Consider the following 14,672-nt stretch of genomic DNA (forward strand, 5'->3'; position numbering starts at 1 on the left):
GAAAGAGAAGAACTTCTTCGAGACCCGTGTGATCGAGTATCAGACCGGCGGCGCGTTGAGCTGGGACTGAATCAACACGAACCAATAAATGTGGGAGCGGGCTTGCCCGCGATAGCGCTGTATCAGTCACGGATGTACCCACTGACACACAGCTATCGCGGGCAAGCCCGCTCCCACATTGGCTATTGATGATCCATAGACTTTGCAAGCAAGCCTTTATGCCCAACCAAACCATCAAAACCCCTTGCGTCGGCCTGTGCTCCACCGTCTACGGTGACCTGGTCTGTCGGGGCTGCAAGCGCTATCACCACGAGGTGATCCAGTGGAATGGCTATAACGCCGAGGAAAAACAGGCGGTGTGGCTGCGTCTGGAACAACTGCTGGTACAGGTAATGGCCAGCAAGCTGGAAGTGTTCGACCCGCACTGCCTGCGACAGCAGTTGGAAGCGCGCAAGATTCGTTTTATGCCGCACCAGTCGCCGTATTGCTGGGCATACCAGTTGATTGCGCGGGGTGCGCGGGTGATTTCCAGGCTGGATGCCTATGGTTTGACGCTGTTACCGGAGTTTCGTGAACGCCACCTTGCGGATTTGCGCGATGCGATAGATCGAGAGTTCTTTTTGCTGTCCGAGGCACATTACGAACGCTATATCGCCCCGGTTTTCTTGAAAGAGTCATTCGGGCCGGCGCTGATTGCCACGCGCTGACCCAAATCGCAAACACTGCGGGAACGCGGTACAACGCTGGACCTGTGGCGAGGGAGCTTGCTCCCGTGACGGCCCTGACAGCCGACGATGATCCAACTCGCACTCCGCGATCCAAAGTAGATAAGCGTCGACTATCAGGCCGTCATCGCAGGCAAGCCAGCTCCCACAGTTGGATGCCGGGGCTTCAGGTAGACAGGGGTCGGCTGTCAGGCCGCCTTCACAGGCAAGCCAGTTCCCACCCAATTGTGTTTAAAATGCCGCCCGCCCGATGACTGACGCTTAACGATGAACCCAGACGCACTCGCTACCCTGCACGCCCACTTGCTCACTGCCCTGGCTGACGCGCCTGCGGAAACCCGGCGCCTGTTCCATGGCCGTGGCCGTTGCTGGCCGGGCCTGGAACAACTGACGGTGGACTGGCTGCAAGGGGTGGTGCTGGTTGCTTTGTTCAAAGAAACCGAGCACCTGGATGCCCTGAAGCACACGCTGTTGCAGATCGAGTGGAGCCGTTTCGGCGTGCACACCGTGGCCCTGCAACACCGCTACCTACCGCAAAGCACCACCGAATGGCTGGTGGGCGAAGCCATCGACGAGTTGACCATCACCGAGGGCGGCCTGCGCTACCTGATCGACCTGGGTAAAAAACAGAACAGTGGGTTGTTCCTGGACATGCGTTACGGGCGCAACTGGGTGCGCGAACAGGCCCAGGGCCAGCGTGTGCTGAATTTGTTTGCCTATACCTGCGGATTTTCCGTGGCCGCCATCGAAGGCGGCGCCGACCATGTGGTGAACCTGGACATGGCCCGTGGGGCCCTCAGCCGTGGCCGCGACAACCATCGCCTGAATGGGCACGACCTGAGCCGGGTGAGTTTCCTGGGCCACGATCTGTTCAAGTCCTGGGCCAAGGTGACGAACAACGGCCCTTACGACCTGGTAATCATCGACCCGCCCTCCTTCCAGAAAGGCAGTTTCCTGCTGACCAAGGATTACCAGCGCGTGCTGCGCCGCCTGCCGGACTTGCTCAGTGCCCACGGCACCGTACTGGCATGCATGAACGATCCGGCCTTCGGCGAGGACTTCCTGATCGACGGCGTGACCCGCGAAGCACCGGGCCTGCGGTTTGTACAGCGGCTGGAAAACCCACCGGAATTCCCTGACATTGACCCACAGAGTGGGCTGAAGGCCCTGGTGTTCCGTCAGGGTTGATGCCGAAACATCCTACGCTTGCTACGCTAACGGATACGCCGGGCGGTGAACCTTATCCTCCCCTTCCCGGTCGATACCTGCATTCCCTGGCCAGACTCGACGGCGCTACGTTGTCGGCTGCCCCGTTTGACCTTTTGGAGAACCGCCCGTGATATCGACCCTGCATGTAGCCAGACTCAAAGCCTGGGGCGCCCACGGCTTTACCGCCACCGGTGTGGTACTGGCCTTTTTGGCCACCCTGGCGCTGCTGGAAAACTCCCCCAAGGCGTGCCTGCTGTGGCTGGGCCTGGCACTGGTGGTGGATGGCGTCGACGGCTCGCTGGCGCGACGGGTGAATGTCAGCACGGTGCTGCCCAGCTTTGACGGTTCGGTGCTGGACCTGGTGATCGACTACCTCACCTACGTGTTCATTCCTGCCCTGTTTATCTACCGCTACATCGACCTGCCCGATTTCACCCACCTGTTTGCGGTGTCGGTGATCCTGGTGTCGTCGCTGTTCTGCTTTTGCAACGTGAACATGAAGAGCAAGGACAACTACTTCGTCGGCTTCCCTGCCGCCTGGAACGTCGTTGCCCTGTGCGTCTATATCATCCAGCCGGATGCCTGGGTCACCTTGCTGACCGTGATCGGCCTGGCGCTGTTGACCGTCACGCCGATGAAGTTCCTGCACCCGTTCCGGGTCAAGCGCTTCATGCCGATCAACATCGCGGTGACCACCATCTGGCTGCTGTGCAGCTTCCTGATGGTGGTGGATTACCCGAACACCAACCCTTGGACATTTGGCTTATGGTCGCTGATGTCGGCGTACTTCCTGGGTATCTGCATCTGGCGCACGACCGTGGAATGGCTGGGCGCGCACAAATAACGCTCTAGAATGGGCCGTTGTCGTGGGGTACGACATCGGGGAACACCGCGGCTACCTGCCACTGTTCAGCGATCTTTGCATGCGCATCGATCCTGAACAGGTCCCAGAAGGTATGGGTTTGACCATTGATCCGTCCCTCTGACTGGACCGCCGCAAACTCACCTTCAGCCACCACTTTCCTGATCGCGACATACTCCTTGTCGCTCACCGCCAGCGCTTGCGCCAGGCAAGCGGCGCCATCGGCAATCTCCGTAATGTGCTGCGCCAATCCATGCTTGCTGAGGAACTCAGGCAGGCGCCGATGCTGCCTGTCGACCAGCACCGTCTGGATGAAGGCGGTTGCAGTGTTTTTGCTGTGCGCGGTCCTGTCCGCATGTTCGACTGTCGCCGGCCCGTCGAACTGGGTGCGGCCCGATGCCGAAATGCGCATGACGGGCACCGACGCATCCCAATGCTCTTGGATCTGATCATCCGCAACGCGGAACATGTCGATGCCGACAACGGCTTCGCCGCCGGTGAATACGCCGTTGAGCCAGTTGCGATGAATGCCGTGCAACACCACCAGATCGCCGTCGCTGAAGATCCGCACCAGCTCGTAGCTGTAGTCGTCTCGCAGGCTTGCCACTAACTGCTCAAGACCTTCTCGGCCGGTTTGCACATAGGGGCTGTGCTGTTTGTAGGTGGGGGCTACCCACTTCTGGATCACGGCCGGGTCCTTGGCGGTCATCAGTTCGGTCCACATCGTGGTTACCACATCTTTTGCGTTCATGTACCACCTCGTCTTTGCAATCAGCAATTGCCGCTGTCGCTACCTCGCGTCACCGTCAACGGGACGCGCCAGGCCAAAATCGAGCAGCGCAACGTACGGGTTCCAATGCTCGCGATAGGTTTTGATCTTGCCGCCTTCCAGCGTCACGATCGAAATGTAGTTCTGCTCGTAGAGCTTGCCCGAGCCCTTGATGGTGGCTGTGCCGGTGTATTCATACACGTAGGTATGCGGGGTCTTCAGCGTATGAATGGCCCAATTCTCTACCGGTCCGATATCGAGGTTTTCCATATAAGGCACGAGTGAGCTGAAGTAGCGTTTCATGGCTTCACTTCCACGGACCTCTTTGAAGAACAGGCCAAACTCGGTGGGCGCGAACGGAAATTCCCAACCGCCGTCCGGGGTGAAATAGGGAATCATCCGTGTCGGGTTTTCGGTCCAGCCGTTGACTGCATTGCAGACAAAGCGCGCCACTTCCAAGGCATCGTCGGGGCCTTTGTAGGTGTGTTTCATGGTCTATCTCCAGGGGGTCAGGTCATGCACGGGTGTGAATGGGATGGCTTCAGGTAATGGGGCGCAGTTCTCGCAGGAACAGCGACAGCGCCAGGCCGATCTCGGCCGGAGAGTCTTCCTGCAGGCTATGAATGCCCGGCACGCTGACCTCGCGTTGATTGGCCCAGGTGCGGGCATAGGCCAGCGCACGCCCGGTGAGCACCGCGCCTGGCTCCCCGACGATCAGCAGCTTGGGCAGTGCCTCGGTCGCCAACCATGCGCCAGACGCCTCGATGATCTTGACGACATTGGCCGGTTCACCCTCGATAGGCAGTTCGCGGGGCCAGGCGAGGGTCGGCCAGCGGTTTTCCCGGGTGGCGAAGGGTGCGCGGTAGGCGTCCATTTCCTCGACGCCCAGAGTGCGCAACGTGGTGCGAGGCAGAATCCCCTCGATGAAGAGGTTCTCCTCAAGGATCATCTGCTCGCCTGGTTCCGAGCGCAGGGCTTTGAAGAGGTCCTTGCCTGCGCCAGCGTAATCGTCCCAGCTTCCCGGAAACACCACACCTTCCATATACACCAGCGCCTGTACACGATCCCGGTTGCGGTTGGCCCAATGCGCCCCCAGCGCAGTGCCCCAGTCATCGGTAACCAACACAACGTTGGTCAACCCCATGGCCTCGAACCAGGCCTCGAGATAGCGGGCATGATCCTCGAAGCGATAGGCGCGAGTCGGCGACTTGCCCGAGAGCCCCATACCCACTAGGTCCGGCGCCAGGCATCTGCCGTGCGGCAGCGCGTGAGGAATGATATTGCGCCACAGATAGGACCACGTGGGGTTGCCGTGCAGGAAGACGATGGGCTCGCCTGCGCCGACGTCCACGTAGCTCATGTCGGTGTCGAGGACGGCAACTCGCTGGCGTGGATGCGGGTCGCCATATTGCGCAAGATTGTCGGCGGTAAGCAGAGGCATGTCGGCGGCTCCTTGAGTGCCAGTTGATTCGGTGAGTCATCAGCCTAATCAAACGACAATCATCCCAATAGATGCTATTTTTGAACCATCTGTCACCTGAAATCGGACAATAGAATGACCACCCAGGCTGTGCTGGAGGACCTCAACGATCTCTACTATTTCTCCATGGTCGCCGAGCACGGCGGGTTCTCGGCGGCGGGCCGAGTGCTAGGCATCCCCAAGTCGCGGCTCAGCGCACGCGTTGCGGCGCTCGAACAACGCCTGGGCGCCCGCCTGTTTCATCGAACCACACGCCATGTGTCTCTGACTGACCTCGGTGAGCGATTTTTCATCCATTGCCGCGCCTCGATCACTGAAGCGCTGGCGGCTCAGGAAGTCATCGACATGGCCAGCGCCGCGCCGCGCGGGCTGGTGCGCATCAGTTGCCCGGTGCTGGCGACCCAGGTATTCCTGGCCCCTTACCTGCCGCCGTTCATGGCCCGTTACCCCCAGGTGCGCGTGCAGGTGCTTGCCACTGATCGCACGGTGGACCTGCAGGCGGAATCGGTGGACATTGCCGTGCGGCTGCGTCAGCCGGAGGATATGGACCCCGACCTGGTGGCCAAACCGCTGGGGATCAGCCGGCGCATCCTGGTTGCCAGCGCGGACTACCTCAAGCGCACAGGGCCGCTGTCTCATCCGGACGAGCTGGCACAACGGCCAACGCTCTACTACGAAGCGGCAGATGAGCCACAGCCGCAATGGCTACTGGTTGGCCCTGATGGTGCGCGCACCACCGCCAAGCTGCGGCCGACCTTGATGTGCAGGGAGCATGAAACGATCCTGAATGCGGCCATCCAGGGGTTGGGCATCGCGATGATGCCGGATGTTGCGTGCCTGCCCGCCTTGGCTCGACAGCAACTGGTGGTGGTGCTGCCAGAATGGAGTGCCCCCGAGCTGACACTGCACCTCGCGTATTCGGCGCGGCGCGGCATGCTGCCTTCGGTCAGGGCGCTGATTGACTTTCTGTCCGAGCATCTGCCACAGATTGTGATGCAGAACTCGGTTCGGTGAGGCTGGTGCCTACACAATACTTGTTAAGTACCAAATACCTTGTGGGGCTTGCCTGCGATAGCGGTGGTTCTGTTACGGACTCAGTGACTGACACTCCGCTGTCGCGAGCAAGCCCGCTCCCACAGGGGGACTGGGCCAGGCGCTGATTTTTGTGGGCCATACATGGCCAATGTGGGAGCTGGCTTGCCTGCGATAGCGGTGGTTCTGTTACGGATTCAGTGACTGACACTCCGCTATCGCGAGCAAGCCCGCTCCCACAGGGGGACTGGGCCAGGCGCTGATTTTTGTGGGCCATACATGGCCAATGTGGGAGCTGGCTTGCCTGCGATAGCGGTGGTTCTGTTACGGACTCAGTGACTGACACTCCGCTATCGCGGGCAAGCCCGCTCCCACATTTGCATCGCATAGACCCGCCACATCGCAGTAAGATGCAGCCTTTCTGCGGCCCTCCAACAATAAGCCCTGCCCATGCCCTTCGAACTCAGCGTTGACCTCACCACCCTGGCCATCCTGGCCGTTGTCGCTTTTATCGCCGGTTTTATCGACGCCATCGCCGGCGGTGGCGGTTTGTTGACCACGCCCGCCCTGCTCACCGCTGGTATGCCGCCGCACCTGGTGCTGGGCACCAACAAGCTCAGCTCCACCTTCGGCTCGGCCACCGCCAGTTTTACCTTCTACCGGCGCAAGCTGTTCCACCCACGCCAATGGGTGCACGCCATCGTCGGTACCTTGATCGGTGCGCTGACCGGCGCAGTCGTCGCCCATTACTTGCCCGCCGAAACCTTGAACAAGATGCTCCCGGTGATCGTCTTCGCCTGCGGTGTGTACCTGCTGTTCGGTGGCACGCCCAAGGCGCCACTGGACGCCGAGGCACCGATCAAAAAGAAATGGCAAGCCACCCAGGGCTTTGGCCTGGGTTTCTACGACGGCGTGGCCGGGCCCGGCACGGGGGCGTTCTGGACGGTCAGCACGATGCTGCTGCACCCCATCGACCTGGTGAAGGCCAGCGGCGTAGCGCGCAGCATGAACTTCGTCAGCAACGCGGCGGCGCTGACGGTGTTTATCATCAATGGTTCGGTGGGCTGGATTGTCGGCCTGGCGATGGGGGTATCGGTGATGTGTGGCGCGTTCTTTGGCGCACGCAGCGCGATCAGCGGCGGCGCCAAATTCATTCGCCCGGTGTTTATCACCGTGGTCCTGGGCCTGACCGTGCGCCTAGCCTGGCAGCACTGGTTCAGCGTGGCCTAAACGGCGGGCCACGTAGAGGTCGATGAGGTAACGCGCAATCGAGCGTGACGCCGGCAACGGCGGCAGCTCGTGGATATTGAACCACTGCGCGTCCTCGATCTCGTCGGCCTGGGGCACGATATCGCCACCGGCGTATTCGGCGTGAAAGCCCAGCATCATCGAGTGAGGGAACGGCCAGCATTGGCTGCCCATGTACTGGATGTTCTTGACCTCCAGCTGCACCTCTTCACGCACTTCACGGATCAGGCAGTCTTCGGCGGACTCCCCCGGCTCGGCAAAACCGGCCAGGGTGCTGTAGACCCCGGTGACGAAACGCGGCGAACGCGCCAGCAGGATGTCATCGCCACGGGTCACCAGCACGATCATGCTCGGTGAGATCCGTGGGTAGCTGCGCAGGTCGCAGGCCTGGCAATACATCGCCCGCTCCCTCGGCACCTGTACCATCGCCTGGCCACAACTGCCACAAAAACGGTGTTCCCGCGCCCAGGTACCGATCTGCGCGGCGTAGCCCAGCACCTTGTACAGGGTGTGATCACCTTGCAGCATAAAGCCACGCAAGCCCTGCCAACTGCACCCTGGCACATCAGCCGGCGAGTCGAGTTCCAACAGGTACACCGGCTCGCCGTCGAGGTGGCCGATGCCGTGTTCGGCAAACACCGACAGGTCCTGGCGCTTGAGCCATTCGCGCGGGAACAGCGGGCCGTTGGTATCGTGTAAAAAGCCTTCGCGGCTGCGGGCGACGGCCCAGCCGCCGGGGGCGTCGTTGTCCAGCAGCGTTGTGGTAATCCAGCCTGGGGTCATGTCAGTCAATCCACGAATTCGGGTTTCTGCTTACTCATATGGGCCGCAATGGCCACGCGCAGGTCGTTGGATTGCAACATAGCCGAGTTCCAGGTGGCAACGTATTCCAGGCCGTCATTGACTGTGTGGTCACGCATGTAGCTGATCATGGCCTTGGTGCCGGTGACGGCAATCGGCGACTTGGCGGCGATTTGATGGGCCAGGTCCATGACACCCGCCAGCAGGCTTTCATGATCGGCAAACACGCGATTGACCAGGCCGATGCTGCGCGCTTCTTCAGCGCCGAACTGACGGCCGGTGTAGGCCAGTTCACGCAGCATCCCGTCGCCAATAATGCGCGGCAGGCGTTGCAAGGTGCCGACGTCGGCGGCCATGCCGATGTCGATTTCCTTGATCGAGAATTGCGCGTCCTCGGCTGCATAGCGCATGTCGCACGCGCTGATCAGGTCGATGGCGCCGCCAATGCAGTAGCCCTGGATCGCCGCCAGCACGGGCTTGCGGCAAGTGTCCACGGCGTTGAACGAAGCTTGCAGCTCGAGAATCTTGCGGCGCAGCAGGCGCGCATTGCGACCCACGTCCTTGCCAAAATCATTGGCGATCGAGGCCAGCATCATCAGGTCGATGCCCGAGGAAAAATGCTTGCCCGCGCCGCTGAGCACCACGGCACGCACGGCGTCGGTCTCGTCGACCCATTGGAAGATGTCGATGATTTCGGTCCAGAACGCCGCGTTCATGGCGTTGATCTTTTCCGGGCGATTGATCTGCACATGGGCAACGTTGCCGCTGAGTTCGACAACGAAGGCTTGGTATTCGGACATGGCAGTGATCCCTGACTGGCGATTGAGAAAGGCCAGACTATATCAAGGGTGCGCCACGGCGCATCGGCCAAAAACGGGACTGACCACGGTGAGGGAAAAGACGCTGGATAAAACCCGATGCACAGGCCATCCTTTGCGCTTTAAGCCGCGTTGTGCGCGGCGCTCGACGTTTTAAGGAAATGCCATGCACGCCCAACCCCTCGCTCCCGCCGATTTCGAATTCATTGACGCCACCTTGCTCAAATACGGCGAAGACCACTCGGTGCTGAACATGGCCGAACTCGACGGTTATTTCACCGCCCTGGTTTCCAGCCCGGCCAAGGTGGATGTGGCCGAGTGGTTCCCGGCAATCTGGGGTGGGCAAAACCCTGAATGGGACAATATGGACGAGGCCCAGGCTTTTCTCGAGCTGTGTGTACGCCATATGAATACCCTGGCCGCGCAATTGGCCACTGACTCCCAGGCATTCAAAGCCCGTTTCGATGAAACCGAACATCAAGGCCAGGCGGTGACCCTTGCCGAGGAATGGTGCTTTGGTTATGTGCGCGGCGTGACAATCGCCAACTGGCCGCCATTGCCCGCTGTACAAGCCGGGCAACTGGAGCGGATTTCCTGCTGCGCCGAACAGGACAATTTCGAACTGCCGGCAGACCTGGATGTAAACGCCCATCAACTGCAGGTCAGCGAAATCGAACCGGCTGCACGGGCGCTGCATGACTACTGGTTGAGCCAGCGCTAAGGCAGTAGGAGCGAGCTTGCTCGCGAAAAACTTCCAGGCGCCGCGTTCATTCAGGAAGCACGCTTATCGTTGACGTTTTCGCGAGCAAGCTCGCTCCTACATTAGGGACGCAGCGCATGCCAATAAATCACGCAGATCACCCACTCACTCGACAAGCATGGCGTGTTTGCCTGATGATTCGGGTCCGCACGTCGGCCACTCCACGCCACCTTGCCTTGACCAGGAGCCTTGTACCTTGAGTTCGCAGAAAACCGTGACCGTTACACCGCCCAACTTCCCCCTCACTGGCAAGGTCGCGCCCCCCGGCTCCAAATCCATTACCAACCGTGCGCTGTTGCTCGCAGCACTGGCCAAGGGCACCAGCCGTTTGAGCGGTGCGCTCAAAAGCGATGACACGCGCCATATGTCGGTAGCCCTGCGGCAGATGGGCGTCACCATCGACGAGCCGGACGACACCACCTTTGTCGTCACCAGCCAAGGCTCGCTGCAATTGCCGGCCCAGCCGTTGTTCCTCGGCAACGCCGGCACCGCCATGCGCTTTCTCACGGCTGCCGTCGCCACCGTGCAAGGCACCGTGGTACTGGACGGTGACGAGTACATGCAAAAACGCCCGATCGGCCCGCTGCTGGCCACCCTGGGCCAGAACGGCATCCAGGTCGACAGCCCCACCGGTTGCCCACCGGTAACGGTGCATGGCGCGGGCAAGGTCCAGGCCAGGCGTTTTGAGATTGACGGAGGCTTGTCCAGCCAGTACGTATCGGCCCTGCTGATGCTGGCGGCGTGCGGCGAAGCACCGATTGAAGTGGCGCTGACCGGCAAGGACATCGGCGCCCGTGGCTATGTGGACCTGACCCTCGATTGCATGCGTGCGTTCGGTGCCCAGGTCGACGCCGTGGACGACACCACCTGGCGCGTGGCCCCCACGGGCTATACCGCCCATGATTACCTGATCGAACCCGACGCTTCCGCCGCCACTTACCTGTGGGCCGCAGAAGTACTGACCGGTGGCCGTATCGATATTGGTGTAGCCGCGCAGGATTTCACCCAGCCCGACGCCAAGGCACAGGCCGTGATCGCGCAATTCCCGAACATGCAGGCCACGGTGGTGGGTTCACAAATGCAGGATGCGATCCCGACCCTGGCGGTGCTCGCCGCATTCAACAATACCCCGGTGCGCTTCACTGAACTGGCGAACCTGCGCGTCAAGGAATGTGACCGCGTGCAGGCGCTGCACGATGGCCTCAACGAAATTCGCCCGGGCCTGGCGACCATCGAAGGTGATGACCTGCTGGTTGCCAGCGACCCCGCTTTGGCTGGCACCGCCTGCACCGCACTGATCGATACCCACGCCGACCATCGCATCGCCATGTGCTTTGCCCTGGCCGGGCTGAAAGTCTCGGGCATTCGCATCCAAGACCCTGATTGCGTAGCCAAGACCTACCCTGACTACTGGAAAGCGCTGGCCAGCCTGGGCGTTCACTTGAGCTACTGACACACAAACCTGTAGGAGCGAGCTTGCTCGCGAAAAACGTTAACCAAAACGCGTGTTTGCTGAATGAATGCGGCGCCTGTGAGTTTTTCGCGAGCAAGCTCGCTCCTACAACTGAACCTTGCCGGGAGCGTCAATGACCCTTCGCCAACCCTGCCCACCCGGCGCCTGTGTCTGCAACCGTGAACAACTGCTGGAAGCTCCCGGCGCTGATCTGCGCATTCTGCAACTGACGCGACAGCAGGAAAAAATCCTGCTGGAGCGCCTGGAAAACCTCAAGAGCCTGCAAGACCTCGAACACTTGCAACAGCGGATGTACGACCAACTCGGCATCCGCGTCCACATCGCGCCCGGGCATACCGAGGTCAAAAGCATGCGCGGGATCCAGATCGTCATCGACGAACTGCCGGGCATGTGCCGCAAGACCCGCCAGTCGATCCCCGCCTCCATTCGCCGTGGCCTGGAGAAAAACCCAGAGATTGCCTACCGCTTGCTCGACGCCCACGACCTGTTTCGCGACGCTTGAATTATCCCGCGACGGCCTCACGCTCAAACAACCCCTGCCCCACGGTCCGGGCCTTGTGCAAATGCGCCTGGGCCGTGCCACTTTCCGAGTCCAACAACAACTCGGAAGTGAGTACCCGCGCCCCGCAATAATCAAAGATGCCGTAGTCGATCTGGGTATTCATGGCCTTGGCATAACCGTGTCGATCGAAGGCGCTTTCGTCAGCCGCCCCCAGGGCCAGCACATGCACGTGCAAATGCCTGAGTTTCTTCTGCACCGGTGTATCGGGGCCGTAATCAATCGCCCAGCCATTGACGAATACGCGGTCGACCCAACCCTTGAGCAACGCTGGCATTGACCACCAGTAGATGGGGAACGCCAGCACCAGCGCGTCGGCGCGGTCTATGCGGGCCTGTTCGGCCTGCACGTCGGCTGGCGGCGTCGCCCGAGTACGGTGCACCCGATGGTCGGCGATGGTGTAGCGTGGATCGAACCCTTCAGCGGCAAGGTCGGCTATTTCAAAGGTGTGGCCAGAGGCGGTCAAGCCCGCGCCCACCTCGGCGGCCACACTGTGGGTGAGAGATTGCGGGTCGTGATGAGCAACTACGATCAGTGCGTGCATGACTTTGACTCCATTTGAGCTTAATCTACTTTTAGTAAGTTACGTCGAATAAGTTACTTTTGGTATATAAGCATGTCAAGCAGTGAATCCCCTGCCCCACGTCGTCGTTTGTCCCGTGAAGATCGCCTGCGCCAGTTACTCGACGTGGCCTGGCAATTAGTGCGTGACGAAGGCACCGACGCCCTGACTCTGGGCCGCCTGGCCGAGCTGGCGGGCGTCACCAAACCAGTGGTTTACGACCACTTCGCTACACGCGCAGGGTTGCTGGCCGCGCTGTATGCAGACTTCGACGCGCGCCAGGACCAGGTATTTGCCGATGCCATCGCCACCAGCAAGGCGACCCTTGAGGACCGCGCGTGGGTTATCGCGTCGTCGTATGTCGATTGTGTGTTGTTGCAAGGTCGGGAAATACCCGGGGTGATTGCCGCCTTGAGCGGTTCGCCGGAGTTGGAAGCATCCAAGCGCGAATACGAGGCGATCTTTCTCGATAAATGCCGAGACGCGCTGTCGCCCTTCACCCACGGCGGCAGCATCTCTCAGGCCGGGTTGCGCGCCATGCTCGGCGCGGCGGAAGCCCTGTCCCATGCGGCGGCCAATGGCGAGATCAGCCGCGAGGAAGCTCAGCAGGAGCTGCTGGAGACTATCCTCGCGATGGTCATGCGCGTCAGGCCGTAGGCAGACGGCCCTGGACGAACAGTTGCGCCTTGCGCGTCAACTGGTCCAGGTGCCGATCACGCTGTTTCTCTGCGTCGACCATGGCGCGCTTGCCGTGTTTTTGCAGCAGGTAGGTGTGGATCTGCCGCACTTCCAGCGAGCTGTAGATTGAGGCCACATCCAACACGCCCATCAACCCATCGGTGCCGTAGTTGCGGGTGTTCATCACGACCTGGGGGCCACGCGCACCGCGTACCTGGAAACCCATGGCTTCGAACACCGCAACCTTCTCTACCGCACAGGCCAGTTCGGCGTGGGGATAACGCGCCAACACTTCGTCCATCATGCTGCGTGCCACACCCTGGCGACGAAAGCCCGCCTGCACCGCCATAAACGCGATGCCACACGCGTGCGGATCATCCTTCACCGGCAGATACAGGCAAAAACCCACCACCGTCTCGTCTTCCATCGCCACGACCAACTCGACGGCGATGCCCTTTTCGCCATTCAACGCCTCAAGGTACAGGTGCACCTCAAACCCGATGGCGTACTGGTAGATGTTGTAGAGCAGATTGCTCGGTGCCAGCGCTACGCTGCTGATATCGGTGAGGTTGTCCACCACCATCTGCAGGATCTGGCTGTTGACCGGTTCGGGGCACGGCGTGGTGTAGCGGGTAAGACTGAACATGCAAATTCCTGGGGTTTCGCGTCAAGGCAGCGGCGATTGTACCTGTTGCGCGCCGATCATGGCCCGCACACCTCGCGCAAACATGCGCGCAGCCAGCGATGGGCCAGGTCGGCGTCCTGCCGCGGGTGCCACAGCATCGCCACGGTAAATGGCGGCAATGTCACCGGCAGCTCAAAGCAGTACAAGCCTCGAGGCGGCACTGTGATATAGCGCTCAGGCACGCTGGCGATCAGGTCGGTATCACGCGCCAGGGCGATGGCCGTGTTGAAACCGGCGACCACGATGCCGACCTGCCGAACCAGACCTTGCGCCTCAAGGGCCTCGTCGATCTGGCCACGGTCCTGCCCACGCCGCGACACGTAGACATGTTGTCCCTGGGCGAAACGCGCTGCGCTAAGAGGGCCGCGGCTCAGAGCATGGCCCTCGCGCACCACGCCCACCAGGCGGTCACGGAACAGCGCCTGGGTCAGCACCTCCGGGCTGGCGCCGGCATCGACCACACCGGTTTCCAGGTCGACGACACCGTCGCGCAGCAACGTACTGTGCTTGTCGCTCTTGTGCACGAAACGCAATCGCACCCCTGGGGCGTCCTGGGCGATACGCGCCAGCAAGGCGGGGCCGAAGCGTTCGACGAACTCCTCGCTAGTGCGCAGGGTGAAGGTGCGCACCACCTCACCCAAGTCCAGGGTGTTTGCCGGGCGCAATACCGCATGGGCGTCCTGCACCAATTGGCTGACCTGTTCACGCAATTGCAACGCCCGGGGCGTCGGTACCAGGCCGCGCCCGGCACGTACCAGCAGCGGATCGCCAGTGGCTGCACGCAAACGCGCCAGGGCCCGGCTCATGGCCGAAGGGCTCAGGCGCAGGCGCTGGGCGGCGCGAGCGACGCTGCCTTCGGCAAGCAACACGTCCAGGGTGATGAGTAAATTGAGGTCGGGCATGGGGTCTCCTTATCAGGCGTTGGATGCAGCTATAACCTGCAACCCCTGCGTCTTCCGCCATCTTAGGCGACGCCGTAGATTTGCGACAGGTGCATTCACTCAAGGAAA

At 61.1% G+C, this 14,672-nt stretch carries 18 protein-coding genes; 10 read left to right on the top strand and 8 right to left on the bottom strand.

Going from position 1 to position 14,672, the window contains the following annotated elements; genetic code table 11:
• The 4 genes from OC445_RS21275 to pcsA form a co-directional block, all read left to right on the top strand.
• The coding region (locus OC445_RS21275) for a hypothetical protein (RefSeq protein WP_232434455.1) at positions 1–70 on the top strand (70 nt) is incomplete at its 5' end.
• A gap of 148 nt (positions 71–218) precedes the next feature.
• Positions 219–707 carry a DUF1289 domain-containing protein gene (locus OC445_RS21280; RefSeq protein WP_054895944.1) on the top strand — a complete coding sequence of 163 codons (489 nt, stop codon included), beginning with the start codon at positions 219–221 and terminating at the stop codon, positions 705–707.
• Between the two features lie 285 nt (positions 708–992).
• On the top strand, positions 993–1,913 hold the full coding sequence (locus tag OC445_RS21285; protein ID WP_198791639.1) for a class I SAM-dependent methyltransferase: 921 nt from the start codon (positions 993–995) through the stop codon (positions 1,911–1,913).
• Between the two features lie 148 nt (positions 1,914–2,061).
• Positions 2,062–2,778, top strand: a complete 717-nt coding sequence (pcsA, locus tag OC445_RS21290; RefSeq protein WP_198791640.1) for a phosphatidylcholine synthase — start codon at positions 2,062–2,064, stop codon at positions 2,776–2,778.
• Between the two features lie 4 nt (positions 2,779–2,782).
• Here pcsA and OC445_RS21295 read toward each other — a convergent pair whose 3' ends face one another.
• From OC445_RS21295 to OC445_RS21305, 3 genes are read right to left on the bottom strand one after another with little or no spacing between them, the layout of a single operon-like run.
• The gene (locus OC445_RS21295; RefSeq protein WP_198791641.1) at positions 2,783–3,547 is read right to left on the bottom strand and encodes a nuclear transport factor 2 family protein; all 765 of its coding nucleotides are present in this window, start codon (positions 3,545–3,547) and stop codon (positions 2,783–2,785) included.
• A 39-nt stretch (positions 3,548–3,586) separates the two neighbouring features.
• Positions 3,587–4,057, bottom strand: coding sequence for a nuclear transport factor 2 family protein (locus OC445_RS21300; protein WP_054895947.1), 471 nt, complete (start codon positions 4,055–4,057; stop codon positions 3,587–3,589).
• 49 nt (positions 4,058–4,106) lie between these two features.
• Entirely contained in the window at positions 4,107–5,006 is a 900-nt protein-coding gene (locus OC445_RS21305; RefSeq protein ID WP_054895948.1) for a haloalkane dehalogenase, read from the bottom strand.
• A gap of 114 nt (positions 5,007–5,120) precedes the next feature.
• Between OC445_RS21305 and OC445_RS21310 the strand changes: the two genes are divergently transcribed.
• Together OC445_RS21310 and OC445_RS21315 are read left to right on the top strand one after the other, a co-directional pair.
• Positions 5,121–6,059, top strand: a complete 939-nt coding sequence (locus tag OC445_RS21310; protein ID WP_054895949.1) for a LysR substrate-binding domain-containing protein — start codon at positions 5,121–5,123, stop codon at positions 6,057–6,059.
• Positions 6,060–6,527: 468 nt separating this feature from the next.
• Positions 6,528–7,307, top strand: a complete 780-nt coding sequence (locus tag OC445_RS21315) for a TSUP family transporter (RefSeq protein ID WP_262020331.1) — start codon at positions 6,528–6,530, stop codon at positions 7,305–7,307.
• On the opposite strand, the gene nudC is transcribed toward OC445_RS21315, so the two are convergent.
• Together nudC and OC445_RS21325 are read right to left on the bottom strand one after the other, a co-directional pair.
• On the bottom strand, positions 7,275–8,108 hold the full coding sequence (gene nudC / locus OC445_RS21320; protein WP_019816887.1) for an NAD(+) diphosphatase: 834 nt from the start codon (positions 8,106–8,108) through the stop codon (positions 7,275–7,277). The genes OC445_RS21315 and nudC overlap by 33 nt on opposite strands.
• A gap of 5 nt (positions 8,109–8,113) precedes the next feature.
• The gene (locus OC445_RS21325; protein WP_034127622.1) at positions 8,114–8,926 is read right to left on the bottom strand and encodes a crotonase/enoyl-CoA hydratase family protein; all 813 of its coding nucleotides are present in this window, start codon (positions 8,924–8,926) and stop codon (positions 8,114–8,116) included.
• Between the two features lie 184 nt (positions 8,927–9,110).
• Between OC445_RS21325 and OC445_RS21330 the strand changes: the two genes are divergently transcribed.
• From OC445_RS21330 to OC445_RS21340, 3 genes are all read left to right on the top strand, one after another.
• The gene (locus tag OC445_RS21330; RefSeq protein ID WP_054921393.1) at positions 9,111–9,665 is read left to right on the top strand and encodes a UPF0149 family protein; all 555 of its coding nucleotides are present in this window, start codon (positions 9,111–9,113) and stop codon (positions 9,663–9,665) included.
• A 235-nt stretch (positions 9,666–9,900) separates the two neighbouring features.
• Complete coding sequence (locus OC445_RS21335; RefSeq protein WP_060764631.1) at positions 9,901–11,157, top strand: 3-phosphoshikimate 1-carboxyvinyltransferase; 1,257 nt, start codon at positions 9,901–9,903, stop codon at positions 11,155–11,157.
• Positions 11,158–11,290: 133 nt separating this feature from the next.
• Positions 11,291–11,680: a hypothetical protein gene (locus OC445_RS21340; protein ID WP_034127625.1), complete on the top strand. Its 390-nt coding sequence runs from the start codon at positions 11,291–11,293 to the stop codon at positions 11,678–11,680.
• 1 nt (position 11,681) lies between these two features.
• Here OC445_RS21340 and OC445_RS21345 read toward each other — a convergent pair whose 3' ends face one another.
• Positions 11,682–12,281 carry an NAD(P)H-dependent oxidoreductase gene (locus tag OC445_RS21345; protein WP_089042614.1) on the bottom strand — a complete coding sequence of 200 codons (600 nt, stop codon included), beginning with the start codon at positions 12,279–12,281 and terminating at the stop codon, positions 11,682–11,684.
• Positions 12,282–12,353: 72 nt separating this feature from the next.
• Between OC445_RS21345 and OC445_RS21350 the strand changes: the two genes are divergently transcribed.
• Complete coding sequence (locus OC445_RS21350) at positions 12,354–12,956, top strand: TetR/AcrR family transcriptional regulator (RefSeq protein ID WP_054898697.1); 603 nt, start codon at positions 12,354–12,356, stop codon at positions 12,954–12,956.
• Here OC445_RS21350 and OC445_RS21355 read toward each other — a convergent pair.
• The gene (locus OC445_RS21355) at positions 12,946–13,623 is read right to left on the bottom strand and encodes a GNAT family N-acetyltransferase (protein WP_054898698.1); all 678 of its coding nucleotides are present in this window, start codon (positions 13,621–13,623) and stop codon (positions 12,946–12,948) included. The genes OC445_RS21350 and OC445_RS21355 overlap by 11 nt on opposite strands.
• 56 nt (positions 13,624–13,679) lie before the next feature.
• Positions 13,680–14,564, bottom strand: coding sequence for a LysR family transcriptional regulator (locus tag OC445_RS21360; protein ID WP_054898699.1), 885 nt, complete (start codon positions 14,562–14,564; stop codon positions 13,680–13,682).
• Positions 14,565–14,672: the final 108 nt, after the last annotated feature.

This window comes from Pseudomonas sp. Pse35 (genome assembly GCF_024519715.1).
In the GTDB taxonomy this organism is placed as follows: Bacteria; Pseudomonadota; Gammaproteobacteria; order Pseudomonadales; family Pseudomonadaceae; genus Aquipseudomonas; species Aquipseudomonas paracarnis.

Excerpts from the sequence above, each read along its gene's own strand:
- OC445_RS21360 (WP_054898699.1), bottom strand. The coding sequence starts at position 14,564 with ATGCCCGACCTCAATTTACTCATCACCCTGGACGTGTTGCTTGCCGAA.
- OC445_RS21325 (WP_034127622.1), bottom strand. The coding sequence starts at position 8,926 with ATGTCCGAATACCAAGCCTTCGTTGTCGAACTCAGCGGCAACGTTGCC.
- OC445_RS21305 (WP_054895948.1), bottom strand. The coding sequence starts at position 5,006 with ATGCCTCTGCTTACCGCCGACAATCTTGCGCAATATGGCGACCCGCAT.
- OC445_RS21280 (WP_054895944.1), top strand. The coding sequence starts at position 219 with ATGCCCAACCAAACCATCAAAACCCCTTGCGTCGGCCTGTGCTCCACC.
- OC445_RS21285 (WP_198791639.1), top strand. The coding sequence starts at position 993 with ATGAACCCAGACGCACTCGCTACCCTGCACGCCCACTTGCTCACTGCC.
- nudC (WP_019816887.1), bottom strand. The coding sequence starts at position 8,108 with ATGACCCCAGGCTGGATTACCACAACGCTGCTGGACAACGACGCCCCC.
- OC445_RS21355 (WP_054898698.1), bottom strand. The coding sequence starts at position 13,623 with ATGTTCAGTCTTACCCGCTACACCACGCCGTGCCCCGAACCGGTCAAC.
- OC445_RS21340 (WP_034127625.1), top strand. The coding sequence starts at position 11,291 with ATGACCCTTCGCCAACCCTGCCCACCCGGCGCCTGTGTCTGCAACCGT.
- OC445_RS21295 (WP_198791641.1), bottom strand. The coding sequence starts at position 3,547 with ATGAACGCAAAAGATGTGGTAACCACGATGTGGACCGAACTGATGACC.
- OC445_RS21330 (WP_054921393.1), top strand. The coding sequence starts at position 9,111 with ATGCACGCCCAACCCCTCGCTCCCGCCGATTTCGAATTCATTGACGCC.
- OC445_RS21310 (WP_054895949.1), top strand. The coding sequence starts at position 5,121 with ATGACCACCCAGGCTGTGCTGGAGGACCTCAACGATCTCTACTATTTC.
- OC445_RS21300 (WP_054895947.1), bottom strand. The coding sequence starts at position 4,057 with ATGAAACACACCTACAAAGGCCCCGACGATGCCTTGGAAGTGGCGCGC.
- OC445_RS21345 (WP_089042614.1), bottom strand. The coding sequence starts at position 12,281 with ATGCACGCACTGATCGTAGTTGCTCATCACGACCCGCAATCTCTCACC.
- OC445_RS21350 (WP_054898697.1), top strand. The coding sequence starts at position 12,354 with ATGTCAAGCAGTGAATCCCCTGCCCCACGTCGTCGTTTGTCCCGTGAA.
- OC445_RS21315 (WP_262020331.1), top strand. The coding sequence starts at position 6,528 with ATGCCCTTCGAACTCAGCGTTGACCTCACCACCCTGGCCATCCTGGCC.